The following is a 24,934-nucleotide window of genomic DNA, read 5'->3' on the forward strand; positions in this document are numbered from 1 at the left end:
CACCCCACACACCCGAACCCCCAACGCCCCCAACACCCGAACCTCCACAACCACCACCCCAATCACAACAAACCCAGAGAACACGGACACCGGACGTCGAACTCCGGTACGTGGAACGCAGGACACGGGACACGGAACGCGGGAGATGGGGCACCGATGGGACACCGGACGCACCCGGGCGCCGGTCAGCCTCCCCACAACCACCCAGGCGCCTACATCGATTCAAAAACAGGACAGACGGTTTGTCAACACAAAACCGAACGCGCTGTTTGTTTACCTGGCAACAACCTGTCCGGCGCCCAGCGGGCCGTCGCCCCGCCGCACAGCCGGGGCCGTCGCCACCCCGCCGGCCCCCACACCGGGTCGGGCCGTGACGGGCCGTCGGGCGCGCGGCGGTCCGGACGATCAAGCTTGGCCGGACCGGGCTACGGGACTGGCGCGCCCACACAAAGGGCTTGGTGCTGCCCACTGCGGCACGCCGCTACGGGTCTATCGGCCTCGGCCGAAACCCGGTGAACCGCGATGCCGGATTCCCCACGGCATCGCCAGAAACCATTGAACCGATACGAACTGACGCCGCCCGACATCGCCTGCCCGAGGACCGCCAACGCCGACGGATCCACTCCCGGGGCACCCTGAACCGTGGCCGCCGGCCGCCCACCGCCGGCTGCCTGCGGGGACGCCTCACGCCGCCCGGACGCCCGCGCGACCGTGCGGTTCAGTGCAGTGCGGGCGTACCGCGAGGCGGCCACCCGGCCTACCGGCCCTGTGCCTCCTCGTCGGCCTCCGGGTCCGCCATCTCCGCGACCACCCGGGCCCCCCGGTCCGCCCCGATGTCCAGCGAACCCAGCACGCCAGGAACCGCCACGCTGGGCATCAGCATCTGGTAGAGGCCGGAGATCCGCCGCTCCAGGTCGGCGCGGCCCGAGAGCTTCTGCGACTGGATCTGCACACCCGTCCAGGCCGCCGTCACCAGCCACGCCGCGTCGGCCGGGACCACGTGCGGCAGCAGCTCGCCGCGCTCCCCCGCCTGCTCCAACAGCTCCTGCAGGCGCGCGATCCACCCCGGAATCGCTCCCCCGCCCAGGTCCCCGAAATCGTCCTGACCCAAGGACAGCCGGGCACCCGCCGACAACAGCGGGTCGCGCGGCATCAGATGCGCCACCACCATTCCGGTGTCCACGAACTCCTGAAGCTTGCAGGCGCGTTCGGGAATTGCGTTCTGAACGAACTGCTCCTCCACCACCCCTTGCGCAAGCTCCCGCTTCGACGCGAAATGGAAATACACCGCTCCCCGGGTCACCCCGGCCCGCGCCACCACCTCACCGATCGTCGCACCCTCGTAGCCGAACTCGTCGAAGACCGACGCCGCCGCCTCCAGGATCACCCGACGCGTCCGCATCGCCCGTTCCTGCCGCACCACCAGGACCACCCCGCCACACAACCCGAGCAAACCAAACCGACCACCCCGCACCCTACCCATCCGGGACTCCCGGCACCCGGGCGGTGCCGACCCTGGCACGCCGACGGCCGTCGCCGGCACCCGCTCAGGCAGCACCCGTGCGCACACACCCACGAAGGCTCCACCCGCCGGGCGAAGCGGAGGACGCCCCCTCACTTCACAGTGGATCGAATACGTAGCATCCAGCTCCCACAACGGCCGAACGTCGGATCAGAACAGACTTTCGCCCCAGGTCACATGGCCTCTACAGACCGCTCGAACGCCACCCGAGACGGTCCGGTCGGCACGCACCGCAACGGTCCGCTTGCGCTCGGGCGCCAACGAACCTTGCTCCACGCGCCTTGAAAACCAAACCGGAAGGTACGTATCTTACGAGCCCTGAGCCCCCACCCCGCCCATCACGGCCTTCCGGAGTGCTCCCATGACCCTGCTCGCCTACCGCCTCCCTGCCTCCGCGCCCGCCACCGCCCCCGGCCAGGCGCCCCGGCTGACCACCACGGTGCCCAAGGAATACGTCCACCGAGCGTGCCACGCCGAGGTCTTCCTCACCGGCTGCCGACAGCTGGACGACACCGCCTTCACGGTCACCGCGCAGTGGCCCAGGGCGCACACCTTCTTCACCAGCCCGGACGGGGTGCGGCACGACCCGCTCCAGACCGCCGAGACCGTCCGCCAGGTCGGCCTGTACCTCGCGCACACCCAGTTCGGGGTGCCGCTTGACCACCAGTTCCTGATGTGGAGCCTCGACTACGCGACCCGGCCGCGGCAGCTCGCCATCGACGCCGCGCCGACGGACCTCACGATCGCGGCCACGCTCACGCCGCAGCCGCGCAGGAACCGGACCACCATCGACTTCCTGCTCACCGCCACCCTCTTCCGGGGGGACCTCGTCGCCGCCACCGGGTCCACCAGGTTCACCACCGTCCCGCCCGCGACCTACCAGCGCCTGCGCGGCCCGCAGCGGGCGGCCCGGCCGGAGCCGCAGCCGGCGTCCCAGCCGCCGGCCCAGCCGCTGTCGGAGCCGATGCCGCTCGCACCCGGCACGGTCGGACGCGTCCACCCCCGGGACGTCATCCTCGCGCCGACCGGGGAGCCGGACACCTGGCACCTGACGCCCAACCCCCGGCACCCCATACTGTTCGACCACTCCAACGACCACATCCCGGGCATGGTCCTGCTGGAGGCCGCCCGGCAGGCCACCAATGCGCTCACCACGCCCACCACCATCTCGCCCACCGCGGCCACGACCACCTACCACCGCTACGCCGAGCACGACCTCCCGACCGTCGTCACCGCCCGGTTCACCCCGGGCGACGACGCCACCGCGCTGGTCACCACCGTCACGGGACACCAGGGCGGGGAACCGGTCTTCACCACCGTCATCACGGGCACCCCCGAGCACACCTGACCGCCGACCCGCGGACCAGGCCGCCACGGCGCCCGGGAGTCCCTCCGATCGCCCCGACCGGACCGGCCCCCCACCCCGCCGAGGCACAACCCGCATCACCCTCCGGCTGGTGAGGTGTGGGCGGCCTGCGCGAGGATGGCGGGGATCGCACCACCTTCACGGGGAGAGGGATGTGGCCGAAGTGGCTTCCGAAAGCATCGAGTTGATTCGTCTCGGCGACCGCCCGGGCAGCAGCGGGCAAAGCGTCGCGGTACGGGTGCGGAGGCCTCCGGCGGACCGCGGCCCGCTCGCCTGCGAGATCACGATCACCACGGAGGTGGTCACGGGGAGGTTCCACGCGGACCTGACTGTTCGTCAACTCGACGAGTGGGAGCAGGCGTTGGAAAGACTCGACAGACGATCCGCCGTCCGCTGGCTGGACGGGGAACGCGGTCCCGAACTGCGGATCGAGCCGACCGGGCCCGACGGGGTGTGGGTGACGGTGTCCGACGCCGAGTCCTCCGGCGTCCTGGTACGCCTCGCGCTGACCCCTGCGGCGGGCTGGCTCGACGAGCAGCGCGCGCTGCTCGCACTGGTCCGGGAGGCACTCCCCCGCTAGGGCTTGTCCGGACAGGGCCCGGGCCGCCCGTCTTCGAACTCCCGTTGTTCGCCCGGAGGGTGGGCGGGAGTTCGAAGACGGACCGGCGCGGGCGGTCTACCAGCCGCCGGAGGTGGTGACGCCGCCCGAGGAGGTGGACGAGCCGGAGGAGGTGCTGAAGCCCCCGGAGGAGGTCGACGTACCGGAGGTCCGGGTCGACGGGAGGCCCGCGCCGGAGGTGCTGATCCGGCCCGGATCCTGCTGCCGGCCGGCCGACTCGGTGGCGGACCACCGGGCGGCGGACGCGGACGCGGGGGCCGCCGCCGGGCGCGGGTCCTCCTGGTCGATCCGCAGCACCAGGCTGCGGCCGCCGGGGCTGCCGAGCCGGTCGCGGTCGGTGCAGCGGACCACCTGGCTGCGGGTGCCGGCGCGCTCCTCCCACCGGCCCACGACAGCGCGGATGCTGGGCCCCCAGACGTTCTGGTACTCGTGCTCGACGGCGAGGTCCCAGTCGTCCGCGTCGATCAGCTCGCTGGTTCCAAGGACCCCCGGCACCACCACGGTGCCGCCGCCGCGGACGGTCACCACGGCGCGTTGCGGCCACTCGGCCTGCACACCGGTCACCGTGATCCGGTGGGCGCCTCGGTACTTCGGCATCGGTCACTCCCGCAGGTTGGTTCGGCTGTTCCGCACTCCTCCTCCCTAGTACGGCCGGTGGCCGGGCGGGGGTTCACCACCCCCGACCGGCCACCGTTCGTACGTGGTCCTCGGCGCTGTCTAGAAGTCGAACTTCGCCAGCACGGGTGAGTGGTCGGACGGCTTGCCGTGCGACGCGGCCGGGTGGGCCTCCGCCATGCTGGGCAGCGCGTCGAGGCCGGTGGAGACCTCCTTGAACCTGGCCAGCAGCGAGTGGCTGATCAGGATGTGGTCGATCAGCTCGTGCTGCCCCTCGAAGACGCGGGAGAAGCCGCCCTGCTCCAGGATCCTCGGGGCCAGGTTCCACAGCCGCGTGGGGTCGTTGTGCGGGTCCGGGTGGTCGAAGCCGCCACTGCCCATCTGGGAGCCGGGCGGACCGTACAGGATCTGGGTGGTGGCGGCCTGCCACCCGTCGTTGAGGTCGCCCATCAGGATGACGTCACGGTTGGTGCCGTCGCCCTGGAGCAGCTGGTCGGCCAGGTCCCGCATCGTGACGGCCTCCGCGCTGCGCCGAAAGAGCGCGTACGCGCCGACCCGGGCACGCAGGCCCTCGTCATGGGTGCTGTGCTGGTTGCCGGGGAAGGTCAGCAGTTTCGACTTCAGGTGGCAGACGGCCACGTGCAGGGTGTGGCCGGGAGTCGGCTCCACCGTCACGGCCAGGCCGCCGCGGCCCATCTCGTGGACGGGCTCGCCGTCGTCATCGACCTGGATGGCGCGGAGGCGGGTCGGAAAGGCCACGTGCTGGCGGACATTGGTGAGCGGCCAACGGCTGATGACGCCGACGCGGATGCCCCGGGGGTCGGGGTGGTCCGACACGGCGGTGTGCCAGGTGCCCGGCAGCTTGGCCGCCAGGTCGTCCAACGGCTCCTGGCCTCCCACCTCCTGCACACCGAGCAGGTCCGGACCGAGCCCGCTGATGACCTCGGCCAGGGCTGTGACCTTGGCGTCGTAGGTCGCCTGGTCCTTGGCGGCGCACTTGTCGGGGTCCGGCGCGCTACCGGGCGGCAGCGGCCGGCAGAAGTTCTCCAGATTCCAGGTCCCGATGATCGCACTCACGGCTGCTCCCGTCGGTCATCGGCCGACGCCATCGCCGACCTCCGCACCCCTTATCCCCCGGCCCGGTCCAGATCCCCGGGAACGCGCCCGGCGGCGGCTCGCCCCTTCACCCGCGTGCAGGCGCCACCCGGGCCTCGGAGCCGGGAACGCGGACGGCGCTGCGGAACCCCGGCTCCGCTGCCCGCAGGGGCCGCTGGTCGTCCCGTCCCGTCGTCGGCGTTCGCGCGCCGCCCGGCTACCGGCCGCGCAGTTGGGTCGGCGCCGACGGGCCGGGAAGGTCCGGCGGGCGCTCGTAGCCGACGGCCGTGGCCTCGGGGTAGCGGACGCATTCGGCCGACGCGAAGACCTGCAGGTTGTCGTTCGGGTAGAGCACCACGCCGGCCCGGACCGCGACCTTGTCCGGCGTAGCCGGGGCCTCCAGCCGCAGGCTCGCCTCGCCGCCGGAGACGTCGTACGAAACGGTCTTCCAGCCGGCCGCCTCCAGCGTCCGCCGCGCTCGCGCGATCGCGTCGACGGCCTGCTCGCGCGTCACGCCGGCGAGCGCCCAGCTCTCGTGGACGGCGGCCGTGCCGGGCTCGCGCGGCGGGGAGTCGGCGACGGTGTCGGGGAAGTGTGCGAGGCCGCGGGGGTGGCAGTCGTAGATGGAGGCCTTGATCCCGGCCCCCGGCCAGGCGGGGTTGAGCTTCGCGTCCGGCAGTTGGAGCCCGTCGTAGATCGCCTGTGTCCGCGCGTCCAGCCGCTGGGCGACGGCGACGGGGTCGGCCCTGGGGAACGGCTCGCCCCGCCAGAGGTCGGCGAACCACATACCCCCGAGGATCAGCGCTCCCGTCAGAACCACCCCGACCCCCAGGGTCTTTCCCAGGGCCCGCCTACTGCTTTGATCACTGGACATGCCGGCGATCCTGCCGCACCCGGTGGACCGTTCGCCTGAGTACCGGTACTCAACCCGCGGGGCGTCAGGTACCGGGCTGAGCAGCCTCTCCACGGATCACGGAGACCCCGGTCGGGCGGGCCGAGCGGGCCGACCGCTCCGGAAAACGGTTCGCCCCCGCTCGCCTCGCCCGCTAGCGTTCCGAGCGTGCACGCGCTGCGTGGGCCCGTTGAGACCTGTGTGTGGGCCGACCAGGCAGTTCTTACGTCGAGAGTGGGTTTCGTCCATGGCATCCCGTTTCAGTGAGCTCGTGATCAAGTGCCACGACCCCGAGGTGCTGGCGCGGTTCTGGTGCGAGGTCCTGGACTTCGTGGAGCTCGACCGCGAGGCGGAGGTCTACATCGAGATCGGCCCGCGCGAGGGGTTCGGCGGCGCGCAGCCGACGCTCTTCCTCATCCGCCACGACAAGCCGACGGACACGCGCACCAGGCTGCACATCGACATCAACCCGACCGACCGCGATCAGGACGCCGAGCTTGAGCGCCTCCTGGCCGTCGGAGCCGAGCTCGTCGACGTCGGCCAGCCGGCGGAGGCGTCCTGGCACGTCCTCGCCGATCCGGAGGGCAACGAGTTCTGCCTGCTCAAGCGGCGCCTCGACCCGCTCTGACGGTTCTCTCCCACACGGCCGAACCCGACCGGGCGCGACCGGGCCTGACGGCTGACGGTTTCCGGTCGGTCGGTCGGCAGCCCAGGAAAGGTTCGGGGGCGCCCTGCTCATGGCCGATACGTTCACGACGAAGGCCACCTACGGCCAGGTCTTCGCGGTCACCCAGTTCCGTGCCGTATTCGCGGGGCGGCTGCTCGGCGTCATGTCGGACACGCTGCGGTCCGTCGCGCTGGCGGTGCTGGTGTTCGACCGGACCAGCTCTCCGTTGCTGACGGCGATGACGATGACGATCGGCTTCCTCCCCCAGGCCGTGGGCGGCCTCTTCCTTGCCGCGATGGCGGACCGGTTCTCGCCGCGGACCCTCATCACCACCGGCTACGCCCTCCAGAGCGCGGTCGGGCTGCTGCTGGCCTCCGGGCGCCTCCCGGTCGCGGCCGGCCTGCTCCTCGTCGCGGGCATGGCCTGTCTGACGCCGGTCACCACCGGGGCCACGGGCCGGGTCCTGGCGGGGATCCTCACCGGCGACACCTACGTCCTCGGGCGTTCGCTGTCCTACCTCGTCGCGGTGTCGGCGCAGATGGTGGGCATGGCCGCCGGTGGGGCGCTGGTCGTGTGGCTGGGCGTGGACCGGACGATGCTGGTCACCGCCGGGGCACACCTGCTCGCGGCGGTGATCAGCCGTCTGTTCCTGGCGTGCACCGAGGCGGTCCGCGCGGTCGTGCCGGTCGTGCCGGGCGGGTCGCCCGCGCCTGGCGGTTCGCCCGTGTCCGGCGGGTCGATAGTGCGGAAGACCCTGCGGGGTAACGCCGCCCTCCTCGGCGCCCCCGGGGTCCTCAAGCTGATCATGGTCCAGTGCCTGCCCGCCGCGTACCTGGCCGCGGCCGGAAGCCTGCTCATCCCGTACTCCGCGCACCGTGCGTTCAGCCCCGCCCAGACCGGCATCCTCCTGGCGGCCACGTCGGTCGGCATGCTCGTCGGCGACGTCGTGGTCGGGCGGGCGTTCGCGCCCGCCACCCGCGAACGGCTGGTCCTGCCACTGCTGCTGGTGATGGGCACGCCCGCGATCACGCTCGTCCTGGACCTGCCGTATCCGGGGGTCGCCGCGGTGTACGCGATCACGGGCATGGGCTCCGCCTACCTGCTCGGCCTGCAGCGGCGCTTCCTGGAGGCGGTCCCGTCCGACCTCCAGGGGCAGGGTTTCGCACTGCTCAACACCACCACCATGACCATCCAGGGCATCGGGCCCCTGGTCTTCGGCGTGTTCGCGGAGTTCCTCCCGATCGGCCTCGCGATCGCCCTGACCGGGGTGGGCAGCGTGACCACCACCCTCCTCCTGCGCGACGCGATCCGCCCCCGCACGTCCGGCTGAGGCCCCTGGGCCTCGGACCGGCCGTCAGTCGCCGACGACAGGGCTCAGCCGGCGGTCCACACTCGGAGGTCGGCCAACGTGAACACCCGGTAGCGGTCTTCCTCCTGTGTCATGACAAACAGCTGAAAGAGCTCCGGCTCCGACCACGGGAGCTCCCCGGCGATCCGGGCGAACTCGTCGAACGGCAGGTGGTTCAGAGCCCCGCCGTAGAGGGCGGGAGGCCACTTCGTACCGCCCCAGGCGTGGTCCCTGGTGGCGATGTTCCGAAGTGCCCAGCGGTCGGGGGGCTCGGGACCCAGCTCACGGAGGCGGGCGTTGAGCGCGGCGACGACATCGGCGTCCTCCTCCCAGCCACCGGGGCTGAGCAGGACGGTCGTTATCTCGGACATGGCTCCCATGATGCCCGCGATCATGACGACCCCGGCACCCGGGGTGGAGCGGCGGAACGCCGGCACCGGACATCCACGCCTGCGCCCGTGGTGCCCGGGCGGGACCGACCGGGGGATCCTCCCGGCGGCACGGTTCGCCGCCGCCGGGGTGTCCGCGTCCGCTGTGCTCTGCTGACGGAGGACGCCCGCTCGCGGCGTCGCCCGACCGCCTCTCGGGCCCTTCCGCGCCGTCTCCTGAGGAGTACCCCCATGCCCCGACCGTCCCGCCTCGCCCGGCTCTCCGGTGCAGCCCCGGCCGCGTGCCTCGCGCTGGCGCTGCTCGCGGCCACTCCGGCCGTCGCCGTCGCGCCGCCGCTCTCGCAGCCCCGGATCGTCGCCCACTTCGACCTGGCCCAGGGCCTCCAGCCCGAGAACATCGCGGTGGAACCCGACGGCTCGGTGGACCTCACCTTCTCCTTCGCCCGACAGCTCGGCCGGGTCGACCGCGACGGGCGCCTCACCGTCCTGGCGACCCTGCCGGCCCCCGCGCATCCGGCCACCCCGCTGCTCGGCGCGGCCGTGGTCTCCGGCCTTGCCCGCGCCCACGACGGCACCCTCTACCTCGCCTACGCCACCGGCACCGAGGACCTCACCGGCGTGTGGCGGCTCTGCCCCGGCGGCGAGCCCGAGCGGATCTCCGCCTTCCCCCCGAACAGCCTGCCCAACGGCCTCGCGCTCGACGAGCGGGCAGGCCTGCTCTACTCCGCCGACTCGGCGCTCGGCCTGGTACGGACCGTCCCCGTGGACGGCGGCGCCCCGACGGTCTGGTCCGACGACGCCCTGCTGAAGCCCGTCACCGCCTTCGGCGCCAACGGCCTCAAGCTGCACGGCGGCGCCGTCTGGGTCGGCAACACCGACACCGGCACACTGCTGCGCATCCCGATCGGCGCGGACGGCGCCGCCGGCCCGGTGGAGACCCGCGCCACCGGACTCGGCGGCCTCGACGACTTCGCCTTCCCCGGCCCCGGCGACGAGCTGATCGCCGCCCTGAACCCCGCCAGTGAGGCCGTACTCATCACCGCCGACGGCAGCCACCGCACCGTGCTCACCGCGCAGGACGGCCTGTCCAATCCCACCTCCGTCGCCATCCGCGGGAACACGGTGTACGTACCGAGCGCGGCGTTCTTCACCCTGACCGACCCCAACCTGCTGGCCGCGACCCTGGAGCGGTAGACCGGGCGGCGCAGCCCGGCGGGGCGGGCGTGACCGGGGTGCGGGACGCCTCCGGCTGTCGGTGCCGTCTGCCATGCTTCCGGGCAGCGGAGGACGGCCACGGGAGCAGGGACTGGGCGCGATGGGTTTCGAGGACCAGATCTGGCGTCTCGAACGCCAGGGCGAGTTGGTGGGCGAGATCGTCATCGAGGAGTCCGACTTCCCGTGGCTTCACGGGCGCTTCCTCCCGGGACCGGCGTTCCCCGCGATGGAGCCGATCTTCGCGCGGTCGCTCGCCCTGTGCGAGGCGGAGGACTGGGATGCCTTCGACACCGCGTACGAGGAGATCGCAAAGACCGTGTCACTGGCCTCCCCCTCGGGCCCGGTCGCCGAGTTCCTCCTACACATCCAGGGCGACACCGCCTGGTTCCGATGGAGCGACGACCCGTTCGACGAGTAGGAGCTGTCCGCGGGCAAGCGGTCCGGCTGAGACGGGGAACCGGGTCACGTTGCCGTGACCCGGCCCCAGCTGCCGGAGCGTTGGATCACATCTCCCGCCGGGTGGTTGGCCAGGGGATCTCCTGAAGAACGTCCTCAGGAGTCGGCACCGCGTCCGGGTAGTGCTGACGGATCTCCCGGACTACCGAGGAATCCGCGGTGCAGAGGTCCCAACTCGTGCTGTCGAACTCCCGCAGCACCACCCTCAGCTCATCGCCTGCATACCCAGCGAAGTCTCCATCAACAAACTGAAGGTCCGGCGCAGCCAGCGCCAGTAGCTCCAGGGTGCCGATCCCGGCGCCGGAGGAAGCCTTCTCGATCTCGGCAAACCTGGCGACCAGTCGAGCATCGTCGATCCGCACCTTCCATGTGAGGCCGAGTCCAAAGCTCCCAAGGCGCACAAGGAGTTCCGCCAGCGTGACGTAGTGCGGATCGGATGGGCGGTCCTGCCCGGGAGGACGGTCCCGCCAGGCCGCGAAGGTGATCGACTGAAATGCGCCAGGGGGCCGTGCCATCGATGCGGCGTCCTTTTCGCTTGGGAGGATCGGCGTGCTCTCACATCATGATCTTCCTCGACCGCAGCTGCAGATCATTTTGAAACCGTCAGCTCGTCCGCAGGCACTCGCAAGACCTGGTGCGGATACGAGTCGCGCTCCGAAAAGGACGTTTGAGCCGGCATGGGGCTCGGCACGGTGGGGTCGCGTACCGGGCAGCCGGGTTGGGGCTTCGTCGGCGCGGCTCAGGGGATTCGCCACTCCTGGGACTTGTTGCCGGGGGTGCAGGTCTTCATGGTGACCGGGTTGCCCGTGCCGTTGTCGGTCAGGCAGGACTGGCCCATGTAGTCGCGGAGGGTGTAGGAGCCGGGGGTGGTGGCGGCGGTCAGCGTCCAGTTCGTCAGGAAGCTGAAGCCGCCGCTGAGGTCCACCCTTCCGTCGGTCTCCTGGACGAGTTCGGGGGAGCTCATGCTGCACGGGTTGAGGTGGTACCAGCTGCTCGGTTGGGAGCGCACCCAGCCGTAGGCGGTCGCGCCGCCCATGACCGCGGCGTTGCCCCCGGACAGGTTGTTGTTGGCGAGGCCGAGTTTCTGGCCGTCGCCGACGTTGACGATGTAGCCCCAGTTGGTGCCGCCGCAGCCCTGGGGCACGGCGGGGGTCTGCGGCTGGGGGGCGGGGGCCTGGGTGGCGGCGGGTTGGGCCGGGTTGGTGGCGGGCGGGGTCGGGGTGGTGGGCGGTGCCTGGGTCGCCGCTCCGCCACCGGCTGCTCCGCCGCCCGGGTTGGGTGACGGCTTCACCGGCTGGTTCCCGGTGCCCGCGGCGGCGCCCGGGGTCGACGGTTGGGTCGTCGGGGGGAGGGTGCCGCCCGGAGGCGCGGTGGGCGCGGCCGTGGGGGTGGGCGTGGCGGCGGCCGTGGCCGAGGTCCCGGCGGCCGAGGGCGTGGCCGGCTGCGGTGTGCCCGCGCCCGCCGTCATCGTGGCGGACGGGGCCGGCTGCGGATCGACCGCCTTCGCCTCGGAGCGGAAGGGCGCCTTCTCGATCAGCACGGCGGTACCCGCACCCACCGTGAAGATCACCGGGACGATCACGGGTATCAGGATGCGGCGGCGCCTGCGGCCGGGGACGGTCTGCGCGACGGCGGGTACCGGGGCGGGGGTCGCGGCCTTGCCGGCCTCGGCCGCCACCGGCGCGGCGGCGGGAGCCACCTGTGCGGCGGCGGGAGGAGCGGCGGGCCGCGGGCCGACCACCGGCCCTTCGCCGATCGCCGCCCGCGCCGCGGCCGCCATCTGCGCCGCGTCGGCGAAGCGCTCCTCGGGGCTCTTGGCCAGGGCGGTGGCGACGAAGTCCCGGACGGCCTGCGGGTGGGGCTCCGGGAGGCCGGGCGCGGGCTCCCGGAGGTGCTTGAGCGCCACCTCCAGCACGCTCTCACCGGTGAACGGCGTTTCTCCGGTGAGCAGTTCGTAGCAGACGACACCGATCGAGTAGAGGTCGGAGGCCGGGGTGGTGGCCTTGCCCTCGGCCTGTTCGGGGGCCATGTAGAGGGCGGTGCCGATCACCGCGTGGGAGGCGGTGAGCCTGCTGCTCGCCAGGGCGCGCGCGATGCCGAAGTCGGTCACCGTCACCCGGCCGTCCGCGCGGAGCATCAGGTTGGACGGCTTGAGGTCGCGGTGCACGATGTCCTGCCGGTGGGCGGCGTGCAGTGCGTCCAGCGCGGTGGCGAGGAGGCCGAGGGCCCGTTCGGCGGGCATCGGGCCGTCCTCGGTGAGGACCGTGTTCAGCGGCCGCCCCTCGACGAGCTCCATGACGATGTAGGCGACCTGCTCCTCGGAGTCGTCCTCGCTCTCGCCGTAGTCGTGGACGTCCACGATCCCCGGGTGCTTGAGCGCGGCGAGCAGCTGGGCCTCGCGGCGGAACCGCCGGGCGAAGGTGCCGTCCCCCGACAGTCCGGGGTGCAGGATCTTGACCGCGACCTGCCTCGCCAGCACGCTGTCGTCGGCGCGCCAGACGGCCCCCATTCCCCCGCCGCCGATCCGCTCGGTCAGCGTGTAGCGCCCGCCGAGCACGCTCCCGCGACCACTCATGCCCGCCCCCTTGTCATGCCCGCCCCCGCGGGTCGTCACAGCCGCACAGTCTGCCATCGGGATCCGGGCGCCTGGTCCCGTACCGTGGTAGGGCCCTGACGGGCCTTCACCCGGCGCCCATCATCCCCGGCACACTGACGAACCCCGGAGGCCGGGGGCCTCTTCGGTCGATCTTGGCTGATCGGCGCCGGTCCGCGCCAGCCCTGACGACCACGAACATCCCGGGCGCACCGACGGCGGGTCGGCCGGCCCCGGCCGCCCCGCTCCGACTCCGAGCCGTCCGGTCGGCTCACCCGGCGCCGTCCGGATCCGCCGGCAGCCAGCGCAGGGCGAACCACAACTCCATCCGCAGCTCCGCCTCCTGGAGGTCCACTCCCAGCAACTCCCCCACCCGGGCCACGCGCTGGCGCACCGTGTTGCGGTGGAGCTGGAGCGCGGCCGCCGTCCGGTCCCAACTGCCGTGCAGGGAGAGCCAGGTGCGCAGCGTTTCGAGCAGCACCTCGGGGCCCGGCGCACCGGCCGCGGCCAGCGGGGCGAACCGGACCCGGGCCAGGTCCGCCGCGTCCTCGGGGGCGACCAGGGCGTGAACGCTCCGCTCACCCGCCTCCCGGTGCCGGACGACGGGTTCGCCGGTGGCCAGGGCCCGGCGCAGGGCTCGTTCGGCCTGGAGGTCGGCGGTGCGCAGCGCCGCGCCGGGGGCGGGCGCGCTGTAGCCGAGGGTCCAGCCGAGCCGGGCGGCCGGTTCGGGGTCGGCGGCCGGATCCACCGGGGGGCGGCCCGGGATCAGCGCCCGCAGCCGGGCGCCGTCCACGTCCAGGTACGGGGTGCCGAGCGCGGTTCCCAGGGCGGCGAGCTGCACGGCGTCGCCGCCGGGGCGGACCGTGCCGGTGAGGCGGCCGTGCACCACGACCCAGTGGCCCTCGGACGGCGCGTCGTCGGGCAGCAGGGTCGGGGCCACCTCCGCCGGGTCGGCGCCGAGCAGCAGCCGGACGAGCGCACCGGCGCTGCGGGCGTCCGCGCCCAGCACGTGGCGGGGGCTGGTGAGCAGCGACAGCAGGACGACGGCGACGCCGGCCACCGAGCGGTGGACCGCGGTCGGCGGCTCGGTGGCCGCGGTGGCCAGGGTGAGCGGCCCGCCGCCGCCGTCCGAACCGGGCAGGGTGCGCAGGGTGAGGTGTCCACCGGCGTGGTGCTGGGCCGCCGCGCCGGGCGGCCGGGTGCGCCCGCCGGTGGTGCGGGCGCGGCCGGTGGTACGGGCGGCGAGGGCACGCAGCTCGGCCAGGACGGGCTCGGCGGGCCTCGGTCCGGCGCTGAAGAGCTCGCCGCCCCGGGCGTCGAGCAGGACCGTCCACGCCCCGAGGTGGACGGCGAGCTGGTGCAGCACGGCGCGCAGCGCGTCCGGGCGGGCGGCGGCGGAGGCGAGTGCGGACTGTGCCTCGGAGATCTGCCGCAGGCCGAGGGCGCGGTCGGCGAGCAGGTCGGCCGGCGGCACGGCGGGGGTGCCGGGGGCGGGGGCATGGCTCGGGGTGGTCGGCACGTCCGGTCCTCCGGGAGGGGTTCTGCACTTACGGCTCTGCACGCACGGCCCTTCACAGGCAGCCCTGCACGCACGATCCGTCACACCTGGCCCTGTACGCATGGTTTTGCACACCGGCCCTCACGATATTGGACGAAAGCAGCACTTCTGCACCCTCGGCGGCCCGGTCTAGTTTCGTTCCGCCCCCGGGGCCGCCGTCTCCGACCCCGGCCGGCACCCCACCCACAGCGCCTGGCCCGCACCCGCTCCCACGGCGCGGCCCGGGCCGGATCGGAGGACCCGTGACCGTCGACTACGTGGTGATGATCGGATACCTGCTGGGCATCGTCGGAGTCGGCTGGTGGGGCAGGAGACGCGCCTCCTCCAAGGCCGACTTCCTGGTCGCCGGCCGCCGCCTCGGTCCGCTGATGTACACCGGCACGATGGCCGCCGTCGTCCTGGGCGGCGCCTCCACCATCGGCGGGGTCCGGCTCGGCTACACCTACGGGCTGTCAGGTGCCTGGATGGTGTTCGCGATCGGGCTCGGCCTGCTGGCACTGAGCGTCCTCTTCTCGGCCCGGATCGCCCGGCTGCGGGTGTACACCGTCGCCGAGATGCTGTCGCTGCGCTACGGCGGCGCGGCGAGCCTCATCTCGGGCGTGGTGATGTGGATCTACACGCTGATGCTCGCGGTGACCTCGACGATCGCCTACGCCAGCGTCTTCGACGTGCTGTTCGACGTGCCGCGCTGGGCCGCCGTGGTGATCGGCGGGACGATCGTGGTCGGCTACTCGGCGCTCGGCGGGATGTGGTCGATCACGCTCACCGACATGGTGCAGTTCGTGGTGAAGAGCATCGGCGTGCTGTTCCTGCTTCTGCCGATCGCCCTGGCCAAGGCCGGAGGCCTCGACCAGCTGAAGGCCGAACTCCCCTCCGGTTACTTCTCGTTCGGCTCGATCGGCGCCGAGACCATCTTCACCTATGTGCTGATCTACACCTTCGGCATGCTGATCGGCCAGGACATCTGGCAGCGGGTGTTCACCGCCCGCACCGACCGGGTGGCCTCGTACGGCGGCACGGTGGCCGGTGTCTACTGCCTGGTGTACGGGCTCGCCGGCGCCCTGATCGGCATGGCCACCAAGGCGCTGTACCCGCAGCTGGCCGGCGCGGACGGCGCGTTCGCGACGATCGTGAAGGGCGCGCTGCCGGCCGGCGTCCGGGGGCTGGTGCTGGCGGCGGCGCTGTCCGCGATGATGTCCACCGCGAGCGGGGCGCTGATCGCCTCGGCGACCGTCGCCAACAACGACATCTGGGCCCGGCTGCGCAGCCTCGGCGGTGGCGGCGCGGCGCTCCCGGGCGGCGGCGCCGCGGGGAGCGACCATGACGAGGTGCGCTCGAACCGGATCGCGATCATGCTGCTCGGCGCGGTGTCGATCGGGGTGGCCTGCGCGCTGGACGACGTGATCTCGGCCCTGACGGTCGCCTACAACCTGCTGGTCGGCGGCCTGCTGGTGCCGATCCTCGGCGGGCTGGTGTGGCGGCGCGGAAACCTGCAGGGGGCGCTCGCCTCGATGGTCGCGGGCGGCGTCACCGTGATCACCCTGATGGCCACCCGGGGTGTGCTGGCCAACGAGCCGATCTACTACGGCCTCACCGTCAGCCTCTGCGCCTACCTGGCGGTCAGCCTCGTCACCCGGCCCACCGACGCCGGGGTGCTGGAGCGGTGGCGCGGCCGGCTCGCCGGGCACACCGAGGCACCGGCGAGCCCCGAGCCCGCGACCGCCGCGCTCTGAGCGCCCACGCCGACTGACCGCCTCCCCAGGAGCCCTGATGACCAGCCCCACCCCCGTCGGACCGACCGACTCCTCCCGCATCCCCCGCTACGCCGGGCCCGCCACCTTCGCCCGGCTGCCCCGGATCGACCAGGTCCCCCGGGCCGACGTCGCCGTGGTCGGCGTCCCCTTCGACAGCGGCGTCTCCTACCGCCCCGGCGCCCGCTTCGGCGGCAACGCCATCCGCGAGGCCAGTCGGCTGCTGCGCCCCTACAACCCCGCCCAGGACGCCTCCCCGTTCGCCCTCGCCCAGGTCGCCGACGCGGGGGACATCACCGCCAACCCCTTCGACATCCACCAGGCCGTGGAGGCGGTCGAGGCCGCCGCCGGGGAGCTGCTGGACACCGGCGCCCGGCTGATGACCCTCGGCGGCGACCACACCGTCGCCCTGCCGCTGCTGCGCGCCGTCGCCCGCAGGCACGGCCCCGTCGCCCTGCTGCACTTCGACGCCCACCTCGACACCTGGGACACCTACTTCGGCGCCGAGTACACCCACGGCACACCGTTTCGCCGGGCCGTCGAGGAGGGACTCCTCGACACCGAGGCGCTCTCCCACGTCGGCACCCGCGGCCCGCTCTACGGCCGCCAGGACCTCACCGAGGACGAGCGGCTGGGCTTCGGCATCGTCACCTCCGCCGACGTGATGCGCCGGGGCGTCGACGAGGTCGCCCAGCAGCTGCGCGAGCGGATCGGCGACCGGCCGCTGTACGTCTCCGTCGACATCGACGTGCTCGACCCCGCGCACGCGCCCGGCACCGGCACCCCCGAGGCCGGCGGTCTCACCTCCCGCGAACTGCTGGAGATCCTGCGCGGACTGGCCGGCTGCCGGCTGGTCTCCGCCGACGTCGTAGAGGTCGCCCCCGCGTACGACCACGCCGAGATCACCGCCGTCGCCGCCTCGCACACCGCGTACGAGCTGACCACCCTGATGGCCCGTCAGATCGCAGACACCCGAGAGGGGACGGCGTGAGCCGGCCCCGCGGCGGCGGCGACCTGGCCGTCGAGTCCCTGGCCGTCCTCGGCGCGCGCCACGTCTTCGGCCTGCCCGGCCAGCACGCGCTCGGCCTGTTCGACGCGCTGCGCCGCTCCGACCTGCGCTACGTCGGCCTGCGGGTCGAGAACAACGCCGGCTTCGCCGCCGACGGCTACGCCCGCACCGCCGGGACGGTCGCCCCGCTCCTCCTCTCCACCGGCCCCGGCGCACTCACCTCGCTGGCCGCACTCCAGGAGGCGGCGGCCGCCTCCGTACCCGTTCTCGCCGTCTCCAGCCAGATCCCCTCGGCGGGCCTCGGCGGCCGCCGGCGCGGCTATCTGCACGAACTAGTCGACCAGCAGGCCAGCTTCCGCGACGTGGTGAAGTCCGTGCACACCGCGCGGACCGCCTCGCAGATCCCCTCCGCGCTCGCCGCGGCCTGGGAGTCCGCGCTCACCGCGCCCTACGGCCCGGTCTGGGTGGAGATCCCGCAGGACGTCCTGCTCGCCCCCACCACCGTGCCCCCGGTCACCGGCCTGCGCGCCGAACCGCGCCCGCCCGCACCCCGGCCCGAACTCGTCACCGAGGCCGCCGCCCTGCTCGCCGGGGCCGAGCGGCCGGTGGTCCTGGCCGGCGGAGGCGTCGTCCGGTCCGGCGCGAGCGGCGAACTGCTGCGCCTGGCCGAGCTGTTGCGGGCACCGGTGGCCTGCACGTTCGGGGCCAAGGGGGCGTTCCCCTGGGAGCATCCGCTCTCCCTGCAGTCCTGGCTGGAGGACCGCCACACCACCGAACTGCTGGAGGACGCCGACGTCCTCCTGGTCGTCGGCTCCGGACTCGGTGAACTCTCCAGCAACTACCACACGCTGGCACCGCGCGGGCGGATCGTGCAGATCGAGGCCGACCCCGGCAAGCTGGAGTCCAACCACCCGGCCCTCGGCATCCACGCCGACGCCCGGCTCGCCCTGGCGGCCCTCGCCGACGCCGTCCCGGCCGCCCCCGCCGACGGCCGGGCGGAGGCCGTCGCGGCCGGGCTGCTGAAGCGGATACGGGCCCGGATCGACGGCCAGGGGCTGGAGTTGGAGCAGCACCTGCTCGCCGCCGTCCGCCGGGCGCTGCCGGACGACGCGCCGGTCTTCTTCGACATGACCATCCTCGGCTACTGGGCGTGGTCCGCCTTCGACGCCCGCCGACCCGGCGGCATGCACTCCGCCCAGGGCGCCGGCGGCCTCGGCTACGGCTATCCGGCCGCGCTCGGCGCCGCCGTGGCCGCCGACGGGCGGCCGGTGCTGGCCGTCTCCGGCGACGGCGGCGCGATGTACTCGATCGCCGAACTCGCCACCGCCCGCCAACTCGGCCTGAACGTCACCTGGTTGATCGTGGACGACGGCGGCTACGGGATCCTGCGCGAGTACATGACGGACACCTTCGGCGAGCCCTCGGCCACCGAGCTCACCCGCCCCGACTTCGTCCGCCTCGCCGAGTCCTTCGGCGTCCCGGCGACGGCCACCACCCCGGAGGACCTCGAACGGGACCTGGCGGCCGCCCTGGCCGCACCGGGCCCGCAGGTGGTCGTCCTCCCGGCGCTGCTGCGGATGTTCGCGCCGACACACCTGGGCGGCTGAGCACGCAGGCGGCCACCCGCCCCTGCCGGACGGTCAGGCCCGCGTCAGCGCCTCGACCACCACCAGCGCGTGGGAGGCGGCGGCGCGGACCTCGGGGTCCTCGTCCTGCCCGGCCAGGGCGCGGATGGCCTCCACCGCCCTCCGGTCGTCCGGCCACTCCCACGCGAGCATCCGCACGGCGTCGACCCGGATCGCGGTGTCCGAGCCCGGGGCCGCCCAGGGTAGGACCGCCGGCACACCCTCGTCGGCGGCCACCTGCACCCACAGCTGGAAGGAGGGCAGGTTGATCCGCGGCGAGGGGTCGTGGCGGGCGCGGTCGAGAAACACGTCGGCGAGCTCCTCCCGCCGCCCCCATCGGGCTTCGGCGAGAACGTCCAAGGCCGCGGCACGCGGACCGGAGTCCGGATCGCGAACCGCACGCTCCGTCAGCACGCGAATCAGCTGCTCCCGGTCCACCCACGAGGACAGGACCTGCAGCGCCTCGGTACGCGGTCCCGGGTGCGGATCATGGACCGCGCGGTCCAGGATCAGGGCGCGCACGTCCTCCCGGTCCGGCCCGACGTCCTGCCCGAGGTTCCGCAGCACGGTGGAGCGCGGTTCGGGATCCGGATCCTTGACCGCGCGGTCCAGGAGGAAACGATGGACCTCCTCCCGGTCGGCCCACTCGCAGAGCAGGTCCAAGGCACTCGCGCGGGTGAAGGGGTCGGAATCGTGCAGTCCGCGATCCACCATGACGCGCCGAGCGTCCTCCGGCGCCATGCCCGCGCCGACCTGGCTCAGGGCCGCACTTCGCACCTGGGCGTCGGGGTCGTTGACGAGGCGGTCCAGCAGAACGGCGAGCACTCTCTCCCGGTCCGCCCACCGGCGCAGCGCGATCACGGCCTGAATGCGCGTACCGGCGTCGGGATCGCGTACCGCGCGATCCATCAGGGTGACCAGAAACTCCTCCTGCTCCCCCCAGATGGCCACCGCCACGACACGCACTCCCGGGTCGGGATCGTGAACGGCGCGCTCGATGGCGAACGCCAGCACGTCCTCCCGCATCTGCCAGGTGCGGAGGGCACGAAGCGCACGGACCCGCGGACGGGAGTCGGGGTCGCGGACCGCCCGCTCCCGGAGGAGGTGCAGGAAATCCTCCCGCTCGCCCCAGGCCCCCAGCACTCCAAGCGCCGCCGTGCGGGCGTCCCGACCGGGGTCGTGGACGGCCCGCTCCATCACCAGGGCGACGACATCCTCCCGATCCCGCCAGTTGCAGGCCCGCAGGGCCTCCAGTGCGGCGGCCCGCGGCCAGGGGGACGGGTCCTCGACCGCACGCTCCAGGAAGACCTGGAAGACCTCCTCCTGCTCCAACCACCCGCTCAGCGCCTCCAGGGCGGTGATGCGCACGTCGGAGTCGGGATCGTTCACCGCGCGGTCCAGCAGCAGCTCCAGGACACCGTCCCGCTTCCGCCATCGTGCACCGCCCAGGAGCCGGAGAGCGACCGAGCGGGGCTCGACTTCCGGATCGTCGACCGCACGCTCCGAAAGCATCCGGAGGACGTCGTGGCTCTCGGGGAACTGCTGGCCCAGAGCGCCCAGGGCCAGACACCGCACATCACGGTCGTCGTGCTGCACCGCAAGTGCATACACCAGCTCCGGAGACCCGTACATCGCGCAGGCGACCTCCACCACATCCTCGTCGGCGTGGAACTGTCCGATCAGATGGAACCAGCGGAGGTACCTCCTGCGCCCGCTCCAGGCGCTGCCGAAGCCCGCGAGGGCCGGCAGGGCGTCCGTCAGGGAGCTCATCGGCCGGAACATCATGTGCGTGGTCACGGCATCCACCACGGCATCGCTCTGAGCACTCAACAGGCCGATCTTGCGGACCTCCGCCAGGGCACGGATCGCCAGGACGAGGACCTCCGAGCCCCGCGTCTCGGCCGCGTCGATGGCGAGCAGCCGGTCGATCACCCGGGCCGCGTCCTTCTCGCTCAACTGGCCCACGAGCAGCAGCAGGACCTCGTGCCACGCCGGGTCGCCGACCCGCGCCGCGACGACCTCCTCGATCAGCTCCTCCGGCGTCCACTCCCGCTCCTCCTTGTACCGGTGCGCGATGTCCGCCGCCGCCAGGTACTCCAGGAAGGCCCGGTGGACGAACCCGTACACCTCGCCGCCGTACCGCGCGAGGATGAAGTTGCGCGTCCGGAGCTGCTCGCGCATCGCGCGGGCGGCCATCCGGGCGTCCTTCTCCGCGTGGCCGAACTGCAGGAGGTAGTCGCGGACGACCTCCTCCAGCTCGTCGGCGTGGATGTGGTTGCCCGCGATGCCGCCGTGGCCGTCCTGCATCCGCCGGGCGAGCAGGCGCAGCAGTTCGAGGCGCTCCTTGGGCTCCAGCATCTCCAGGGCCTCGTCGACCGCCGGCGGCAGCTCGGCCTTGAGGTGCTTGGTGTCCCGGTCCCAGTGCGCCACCAGGACCTTCACCGCGTGCTCGTACACGCCCTGCCGGTCCCGGGGCAGCGTCTGGCGGCGGCCGATGATCGCCAGGATCGTCAACAGCAGCGGGTTCCCGGCGAGTTCGCGGACCGGCCGGGAGGCGGCGACGGCGTCGGTGACCCTCCGGACCAGTTGCTCGGCCTGGTCGGCATCGCCCGGGCAGGCGACCCGGTACCAGGAGGAGGCGAAGGCGTGGATCTGCTCCTCGTCGAGGTCCTCCAGCATGAAGTGGGCGAACCCGGCGCCGTCCAGCACGCCGCGCTGGTAGCCGATGACCCGCGAGGTCACGACCACCCGGGCCTGGTCCCAGCGGGCCGCGAAGGCGGCTATCCGCTCGGCGGCCTCGGTGCGGATCCTCGGGTCGAAGAGCTCGTCCAGGCCGTCGAAGACGACGACCGCCGCTCCGATGCGCAGCAGGTGCCGCAGGACGGGGGCGGGGACGGACATGCCCTTGGTGGCGTGCAGGTGGTCGAGGAAGTCCTCGAAGGTGCGCTCGCGCCACTGGGCCTCGGCGTACTGGCGCAGTTCGACGACGAGCGGGAGGTGGCCGGCGAGTGCGGCGAGGGGGCCGGTGGCGCAGCCGGGCCGGGTGAGGGTCAGGGCGAGGTAGCGGGCGAGGGTGGACTTTCCGGCGCCCGGGTCCCCGAGGAAGACGGCGCGGGCGCCGCGGGGGCCGGCCAGGACGTCGAGGACGGCCTCGGCGGGGCGCCGGCGGTAGGTGTCGCGCAGTCGCTGGACGGTCTCGGGGGTGATGCCGGGCGGGAGGTCGCGGTCGGCGAGGACCTCGCCGGTGGCGAGGAGGCGCTGGAGGAGTTCCCGGGGCAGTTCGACGGGTGGCGGGTCGGCGCGGACGCGCGGGGCGACGAAGACCTCGCGGAGTTCCACGACGGGGTGCTCGCCCTGTTCCGAGAGCGGGGTGAGCACTTCGAGGTCGAGGCGTGCGTAGGACTCGCGGACCCGCTGGCGGTAGGCGTCGACCGCGGCCGTGTCGTCCGGCTCCCGGGGTCGCTCGGGGTCCGTACCGAGGTAGGCCGTACCGATGAACAGGTTGCCGTTGCCGGTCACCACCGTGGCGGCGCTGCCGCCGAGGGCCACCGACCCGTCCCCCGACGCCTCGACGCCCGTGTGCTGCTCGCCCGTCCCCACCGCGTGTCCCCGTCCTTCCCGCGCCGCTTCGGCGGCCCCTCCTGATGGGTCATCACGGTAGGGCACCGGCCGGACACCTCGCGTCGGCGTAGCGCGGAGGGGTGCCCGGGGAGCACCCCCGGACACCCCCCGTCGGCAGGATCAGGCCTGCCAGTGCGGCTTGCCGCTGACCATGCGGCAGTAGATCACCCGGCCGCCGGCCTCGTGGGTGCTCTTGCCGAGGTCGTCGTTGCGGCAGAACTGGCCGGCCTTGTAGCAGTTGCCGGCGGCGGAGCGGAGCTCGCAGTCCCCGGCGGGGGCGGCGGTCTCCTTCGGTGCGGGCGCGGGCTCGGGCTCCGGGTCCGCGGCCGGCTTCGCGGTGGTGGCCTTGGGCTGGGGGGCCTTGGTGGTCGCGGGCGGCTTCGGGGCCGCGGCGGGGGGCGCCGGCGGCTGGGGGGCGGGAGGCTGCGGCGCCTCGGGGGCGGCCGCGGGCGGCGGGGTGACCGGGGCCGGCGCGGCCGGCTCGGGAGCGGTGGTGGTCGCGGGCGGCGACGGGACGGTCGGTGCGGCGGAGACCGGTGCCGGGGCCGCGGGGGTGGAGGCGACGACGGGGGCTGCGGCGCCGTCACCGGCCGCCGGGTCGCACCCGGTCAGGGCGAGGCCGATGGTGAAGACGAGGCCGGCGACGGCGGCCAGGCCGCGGTGACCGGTGCGCGGCCGCGCGGGCATGCGGGAAGGCATAGGTGGAGAACGCTCCGTTCCATGTGAAAAGAGGTTCGTCATTCAACCAGCCTGGCAACACGGGGTGCACACGGATCCCACACCTGTTGGCAGATCGTGATCTCACGGATACGGAACGCCAGGAGGCCGCCCGGACCCCGCCCGGCACGGCGACCGGGGACGATCAGGCCGGGGGTGCTCCAGCCCGGCCATCTCCGCCGGACAGGGCCTAAATACGCCCACCCGGCCGCGCTTGTCCGGTTCTGCTCCGCTTCGGGCCGTACGGTCGGTGCCGTCCCGACCGAACCCCGGTCGGCGGGCCAAGGAGATCGGCTGCCGTGCAACGCAAGTGGTGGACCCTCATCGCCGTCTCGGTCGCGACGTTCATGCTGCTGCTGGACATCACGGTGGTCAACGTCGCGCTGCCGTCGATCCGCAAGGACCTCGGCGCGAGCTTCACCGACCTCCAGTGGGTGTTCGACGCCTACGCGCTGTCGCTGGCCGCACTGGTCCTGACGGCCGGTTCGCTCGCCGACCGGCTCGGCCGCCGCCGGTCCTTCGCCGCGGGCCTGGTCATCTTCTCCGCCGCCTCGCTGCTCTGCGCGCTGGCGCCGAACCCGACCTTCCTCAACGTGTCCCGCGCGGTGCAGGGCGTCGGCGGCGCCGTGATGTTCGCGGTGTCCCTGGCCCTGGTCGCGCAGGAGTTCCCGCCCGGCCGCGAGCGCGGCACGGCGATGGGCCTCTACGGGGCGACCATCGGGGTGGCGGTCGCGGTCGGCCCGCTGGTCGGCGGGGCGCTCACCGACTCGCTCGGCTGGGAGTGGATCTTCTACCTCAACATCCCGATCGGCGCGGCCGCCCTGGTCGTCACCTACCTGAAGCTGGCCGAGAGCCGCGACCCGAACGCCACCCGGATCGACTGGGCCGGGGTGGCCACCTTCAGCAGCGGCCTCTTCCTGTTCGTCCTGGCCCTGGTGCGCGGCAACGCCGAGGGCTGGGGCAGCACGCTGATCGTCTCCCTGTTCGCCGGGGCGGCCGTGCTGCTGGCCGCGTTCGTGGTGGTCGAACTCCGCGTCCCCGAACCGATGCTGCCGCTCGGGCTGTTCCGCCGGCACGCCTTCACCGGTGTGCAGCTGGCCGCGTTCGCGGTGTCCAGCTCGCTGTTCGCGCTGTTCCTCTACCTGACGCTGTACCTGCAGAACTACCTCGGGCTCTCGCCGTTCGCGGCGGGCGTGCGCTATCTGCCGATCACCATGCTCAGCTTCCTCGTGGCCCCCGTCGCCGGCCTGCTGCTCTCCCGGGTGCCGGCCCGGCTGCTGCTGTTCGTCGGCCTCCTGGCGGTCGGTGCGGGCCTGCTGCTGATGGGCGACATCCAGCCCGAGGACGACTGGACGGGCCTGCTGGCCGGCTTCCTGGTCGGCGGGGCGGGCGTCGGCCTGATCAACCCGGTGATCGCGGACGTGGCCGTCAGCGTGGTGCCGAAGGAGAACAGCGGGATGGCGGCCGGGATCAACGACACCTTCCGGCAGGTCGGCATCGCGGTGGGGATCGCCGTCTGGGGCGCCGTGTTCGTCGGCCGGGGCGCCGACAAGGTCCGCGAGCTGGCGGCGGGCACGCCGACCGGGGAGGGCGCCCACCCGCGCGAGGTGATCGAGGCCGCCTCCTCCGGCAGTCTCCCGGACCTCCTCGCCGCCCTCCCGGAGCCGGCCCGGCAGGCCGCCGCGGACGCCGCCCGCGCGGGCTTCCTCGACGGGCTCAACACCGTGCTGCTGCTCGGCGGCCTGGTCAGCCTGGTCGGCGCGGTGCTCGCGCTCTGGCTCGTCCGGGAGGACGAGATCGACCGCGAGACCGCGTAGTTCGGACGGTCGGGGACGTGGGCGGGTCGAGCGCTCGGGGCGGCCGGAGCGCGGACGGC

Annotated in this window: 20 protein-coding genes; 10 read left to right on the top strand and 10 right to left on the bottom strand. The window is 73.3% G+C overall.

All coding sequences use genetic code 11. From position 1 onward, the window contains the following. Positions 1–757 precede the first annotated feature (757 nt). Positions 758–1,432, bottom strand: a complete 675-nt coding sequence (locus ACGFZP_RS35955; RefSeq protein WP_392940977.1) for a ScbR family autoregulator-binding transcription factor — start codon at positions 1,430–1,432, stop codon at positions 758–760. Positions 1,433–1,883: 451 nt separating this feature from the next. Between ACGFZP_RS35955 and ACGFZP_RS35960 the strand changes: the two genes are divergently transcribed. Both ACGFZP_RS35960 and ACGFZP_RS35965 read left to right on the top strand, forming a co-directional pair. Further along, positions 1,884–2,870 (top strand): ScbA/BarX family gamma-butyrolactone biosynthesis protein, encoded by a 987-nt coding sequence (locus ACGFZP_RS35960; protein WP_392940979.1) that lies wholly within the window; start codon positions 1,884–1,886, stop codon positions 2,868–2,870. A gap of 181 nt (positions 2,871–3,051) precedes the next feature. Further along, positions 3,052–3,468 (top strand): DUF5959 family protein, encoded by a 417-nt coding sequence (locus ACGFZP_RS35965; protein ID WP_392940981.1) that lies wholly within the window; start codon positions 3,052–3,054, stop codon positions 3,466–3,468. A gap of 96 nt (positions 3,469–3,564) precedes the next feature. On the opposite strand, the gene ACGFZP_RS35970 is transcribed toward ACGFZP_RS35965, so the two are convergent. From ACGFZP_RS35970 to ACGFZP_RS35980, 3 genes are all read right to left on the bottom strand, one after another. Further along, the gene (locus ACGFZP_RS35970) at positions 3,565–4,104 is read right to left on the bottom strand and encodes a hypothetical protein (RefSeq protein WP_392940983.1); all 540 of its coding nucleotides are present in this window, start codon (positions 4,102–4,104) and stop codon (positions 3,565–3,567) included. Positions 4,105–4,224: 120 nt separating this feature from the next. Continuing rightward, complete coding sequence (locus ACGFZP_RS35975; protein WP_392940985.1) at positions 4,225–5,199, bottom strand: endonuclease/exonuclease/phosphatase family protein; 975 nt, start codon at positions 5,197–5,199, stop codon at positions 4,225–4,227. 235 nt (positions 5,200–5,434) lie between these two features. Next, on the bottom strand, positions 5,435–6,004 hold the full coding sequence (locus tag ACGFZP_RS35980; RefSeq protein WP_392940987.1) for a hypothetical protein: 570 nt from the start codon (positions 6,002–6,004) through the stop codon (positions 5,435–5,437). A 352-nt stretch (positions 6,005–6,356) separates the two neighbouring features. On the opposite strand from ACGFZP_RS35980, the gene ACGFZP_RS35985 reads away from it, so the two are divergent. Then, the gene (locus tag ACGFZP_RS35985; protein ID WP_392940989.1) at positions 6,357–6,737 is read left to right on the top strand and encodes a VOC family protein; all 381 of its coding nucleotides are present in this window, start codon (positions 6,357–6,359) and stop codon (positions 6,735–6,737) included. A gap of 109 nt (positions 6,738–6,846) precedes the next feature. Beyond that, entirely contained in the window at positions 6,847–8,106 is a 1,260-nt protein-coding gene (locus tag ACGFZP_RS35990; RefSeq protein ID WP_392940991.1) for an MFS transporter, read from the top strand. Positions 8,107–8,150: 44 nt separating this feature from the next. Here the strand turns inward: ACGFZP_RS35990 and ACGFZP_RS35995 are convergent, their stop codons facing one another. Beyond that, a complete protein-coding gene (locus ACGFZP_RS35995; protein ID WP_392940993.1) occupies positions 8,151–8,495 on the bottom strand; it encodes a hypothetical protein in 345 nt (114 codons plus the stop codon). 249 nt (positions 8,496–8,744) lie between these two features. Between ACGFZP_RS35995 and ACGFZP_RS36000 the strand changes: the two genes are divergently transcribed. After that, positions 8,745–9,707: a hypothetical protein gene (locus ACGFZP_RS36000; protein ID WP_392940995.1), complete on the top strand. Its 963-nt coding sequence runs from the start codon at positions 8,745–8,747 to the stop codon at positions 9,705–9,707. A 121-nt stretch (positions 9,708–9,828) separates the two neighbouring features. Then, on the top strand, positions 9,829–10,146 hold the full coding sequence (locus tag ACGFZP_RS36005) for a hypothetical protein (RefSeq protein WP_392940997.1): 318 nt from the start codon (positions 9,829–9,831) through the stop codon (positions 10,144–10,146). Between the two features lie 85 nt (positions 10,147–10,231). Here the strand turns inward: ACGFZP_RS36005 and ACGFZP_RS36010 are convergent, their stop codons facing one another. The 3 genes from ACGFZP_RS36010 to ACGFZP_RS36020 form a co-directional block, all read right to left on the bottom strand. After that, entirely contained in the window at positions 10,232–10,699 is a 468-nt protein-coding gene (locus ACGFZP_RS36010) for a hypothetical protein (protein WP_392940999.1), read from the bottom strand. 224 nt (positions 10,700–10,923) lie between these two features. Next, a complete protein-coding gene (locus ACGFZP_RS36015; protein WP_392941001.1) occupies positions 10,924–12,759 on the bottom strand; it encodes a protein kinase in 1,836 nt (611 codons plus the stop codon). Positions 12,760–13,048: 289 nt separating this feature from the next. Continuing rightward, complete coding sequence (locus ACGFZP_RS36020; RefSeq protein ID WP_392941003.1) at positions 13,049–14,296, bottom strand: helix-turn-helix domain-containing protein; 1,248 nt, start codon at positions 14,294–14,296, stop codon at positions 13,049–13,051. Positions 14,297–14,577: 281 nt separating this feature from the next. Between ACGFZP_RS36020 and ACGFZP_RS36025 the strand changes: the two genes are divergently transcribed. From ACGFZP_RS36025 to ACGFZP_RS36035, 3 genes are read left to right on the top strand one after another with little or no spacing between them, the layout of a single operon-like run. Beyond that, positions 14,578–16,068: a sodium:solute symporter gene (locus ACGFZP_RS36025; protein ID WP_392941005.1), complete on the top strand. Its 1,491-nt coding sequence runs from the start codon at positions 14,578–14,580 to the stop codon at positions 16,066–16,068. 37 nt (positions 16,069–16,105) lie between these two features. Beyond that, positions 16,106–17,077: an agmatinase gene (gene speB / locus ACGFZP_RS36030; protein ID WP_392941007.1), complete on the top strand. Its 972-nt coding sequence runs from the start codon at positions 16,106–16,108 to the stop codon at positions 17,075–17,077. Next, a complete protein-coding gene (locus ACGFZP_RS36035) occupies positions 17,074–18,702 on the top strand; it encodes a thiamine pyrophosphate-binding protein (protein ID WP_392941009.1) in 1,629 nt (542 codons plus the stop codon). Before speB ends, ACGFZP_RS36035 begins: the two co-directional genes overlap by 4 nt. A 33-nt stretch (positions 18,703–18,735) precedes the next feature. On the opposite strand, the gene ACGFZP_RS36040 is transcribed toward ACGFZP_RS36035, so the two are convergent. Both ACGFZP_RS36040 and ACGFZP_RS36045 read right to left on the bottom strand, forming a co-directional pair. Continuing rightward, positions 18,736–22,320 carry a HEAT repeat domain-containing protein gene (locus ACGFZP_RS36040; protein WP_392941011.1) on the bottom strand — a complete coding sequence of 1,195 codons (3,585 nt, stop codon included), beginning with the start codon at positions 22,318–22,320 and terminating at the stop codon, positions 18,736–18,738. 141 nt (positions 22,321–22,461) lie between these two features. Continuing rightward, complete coding sequence (locus ACGFZP_RS36045; protein WP_392941013.1) at positions 22,462–23,028, bottom strand: hypothetical protein; 567 nt, start codon at positions 23,026–23,028, stop codon at positions 22,462–22,464. A 329-nt stretch (positions 23,029–23,357) separates the two neighbouring features. Here ACGFZP_RS36045 and ACGFZP_RS36050 point away from each other — a divergent pair, with 329 nt between their 5' ends. After that, on the top strand, positions 23,358–24,875 hold the full coding sequence (locus ACGFZP_RS36050) for an MFS transporter (protein ID WP_392941015.1): 1,518 nt from the start codon (positions 23,358–23,360) through the stop codon (positions 24,873–24,875). Positions 24,876–24,934 lie beyond the last annotated feature (59 nt).

The organism is Kitasatospora sp. NPDC048239 (assembly GCF_043202015.1).
In the GTDB taxonomy this organism is placed as follows: domain Bacteria; phylum Actinomycetota; class Actinomycetes; order Streptomycetales; family Streptomycetaceae; genus Kitasatospora.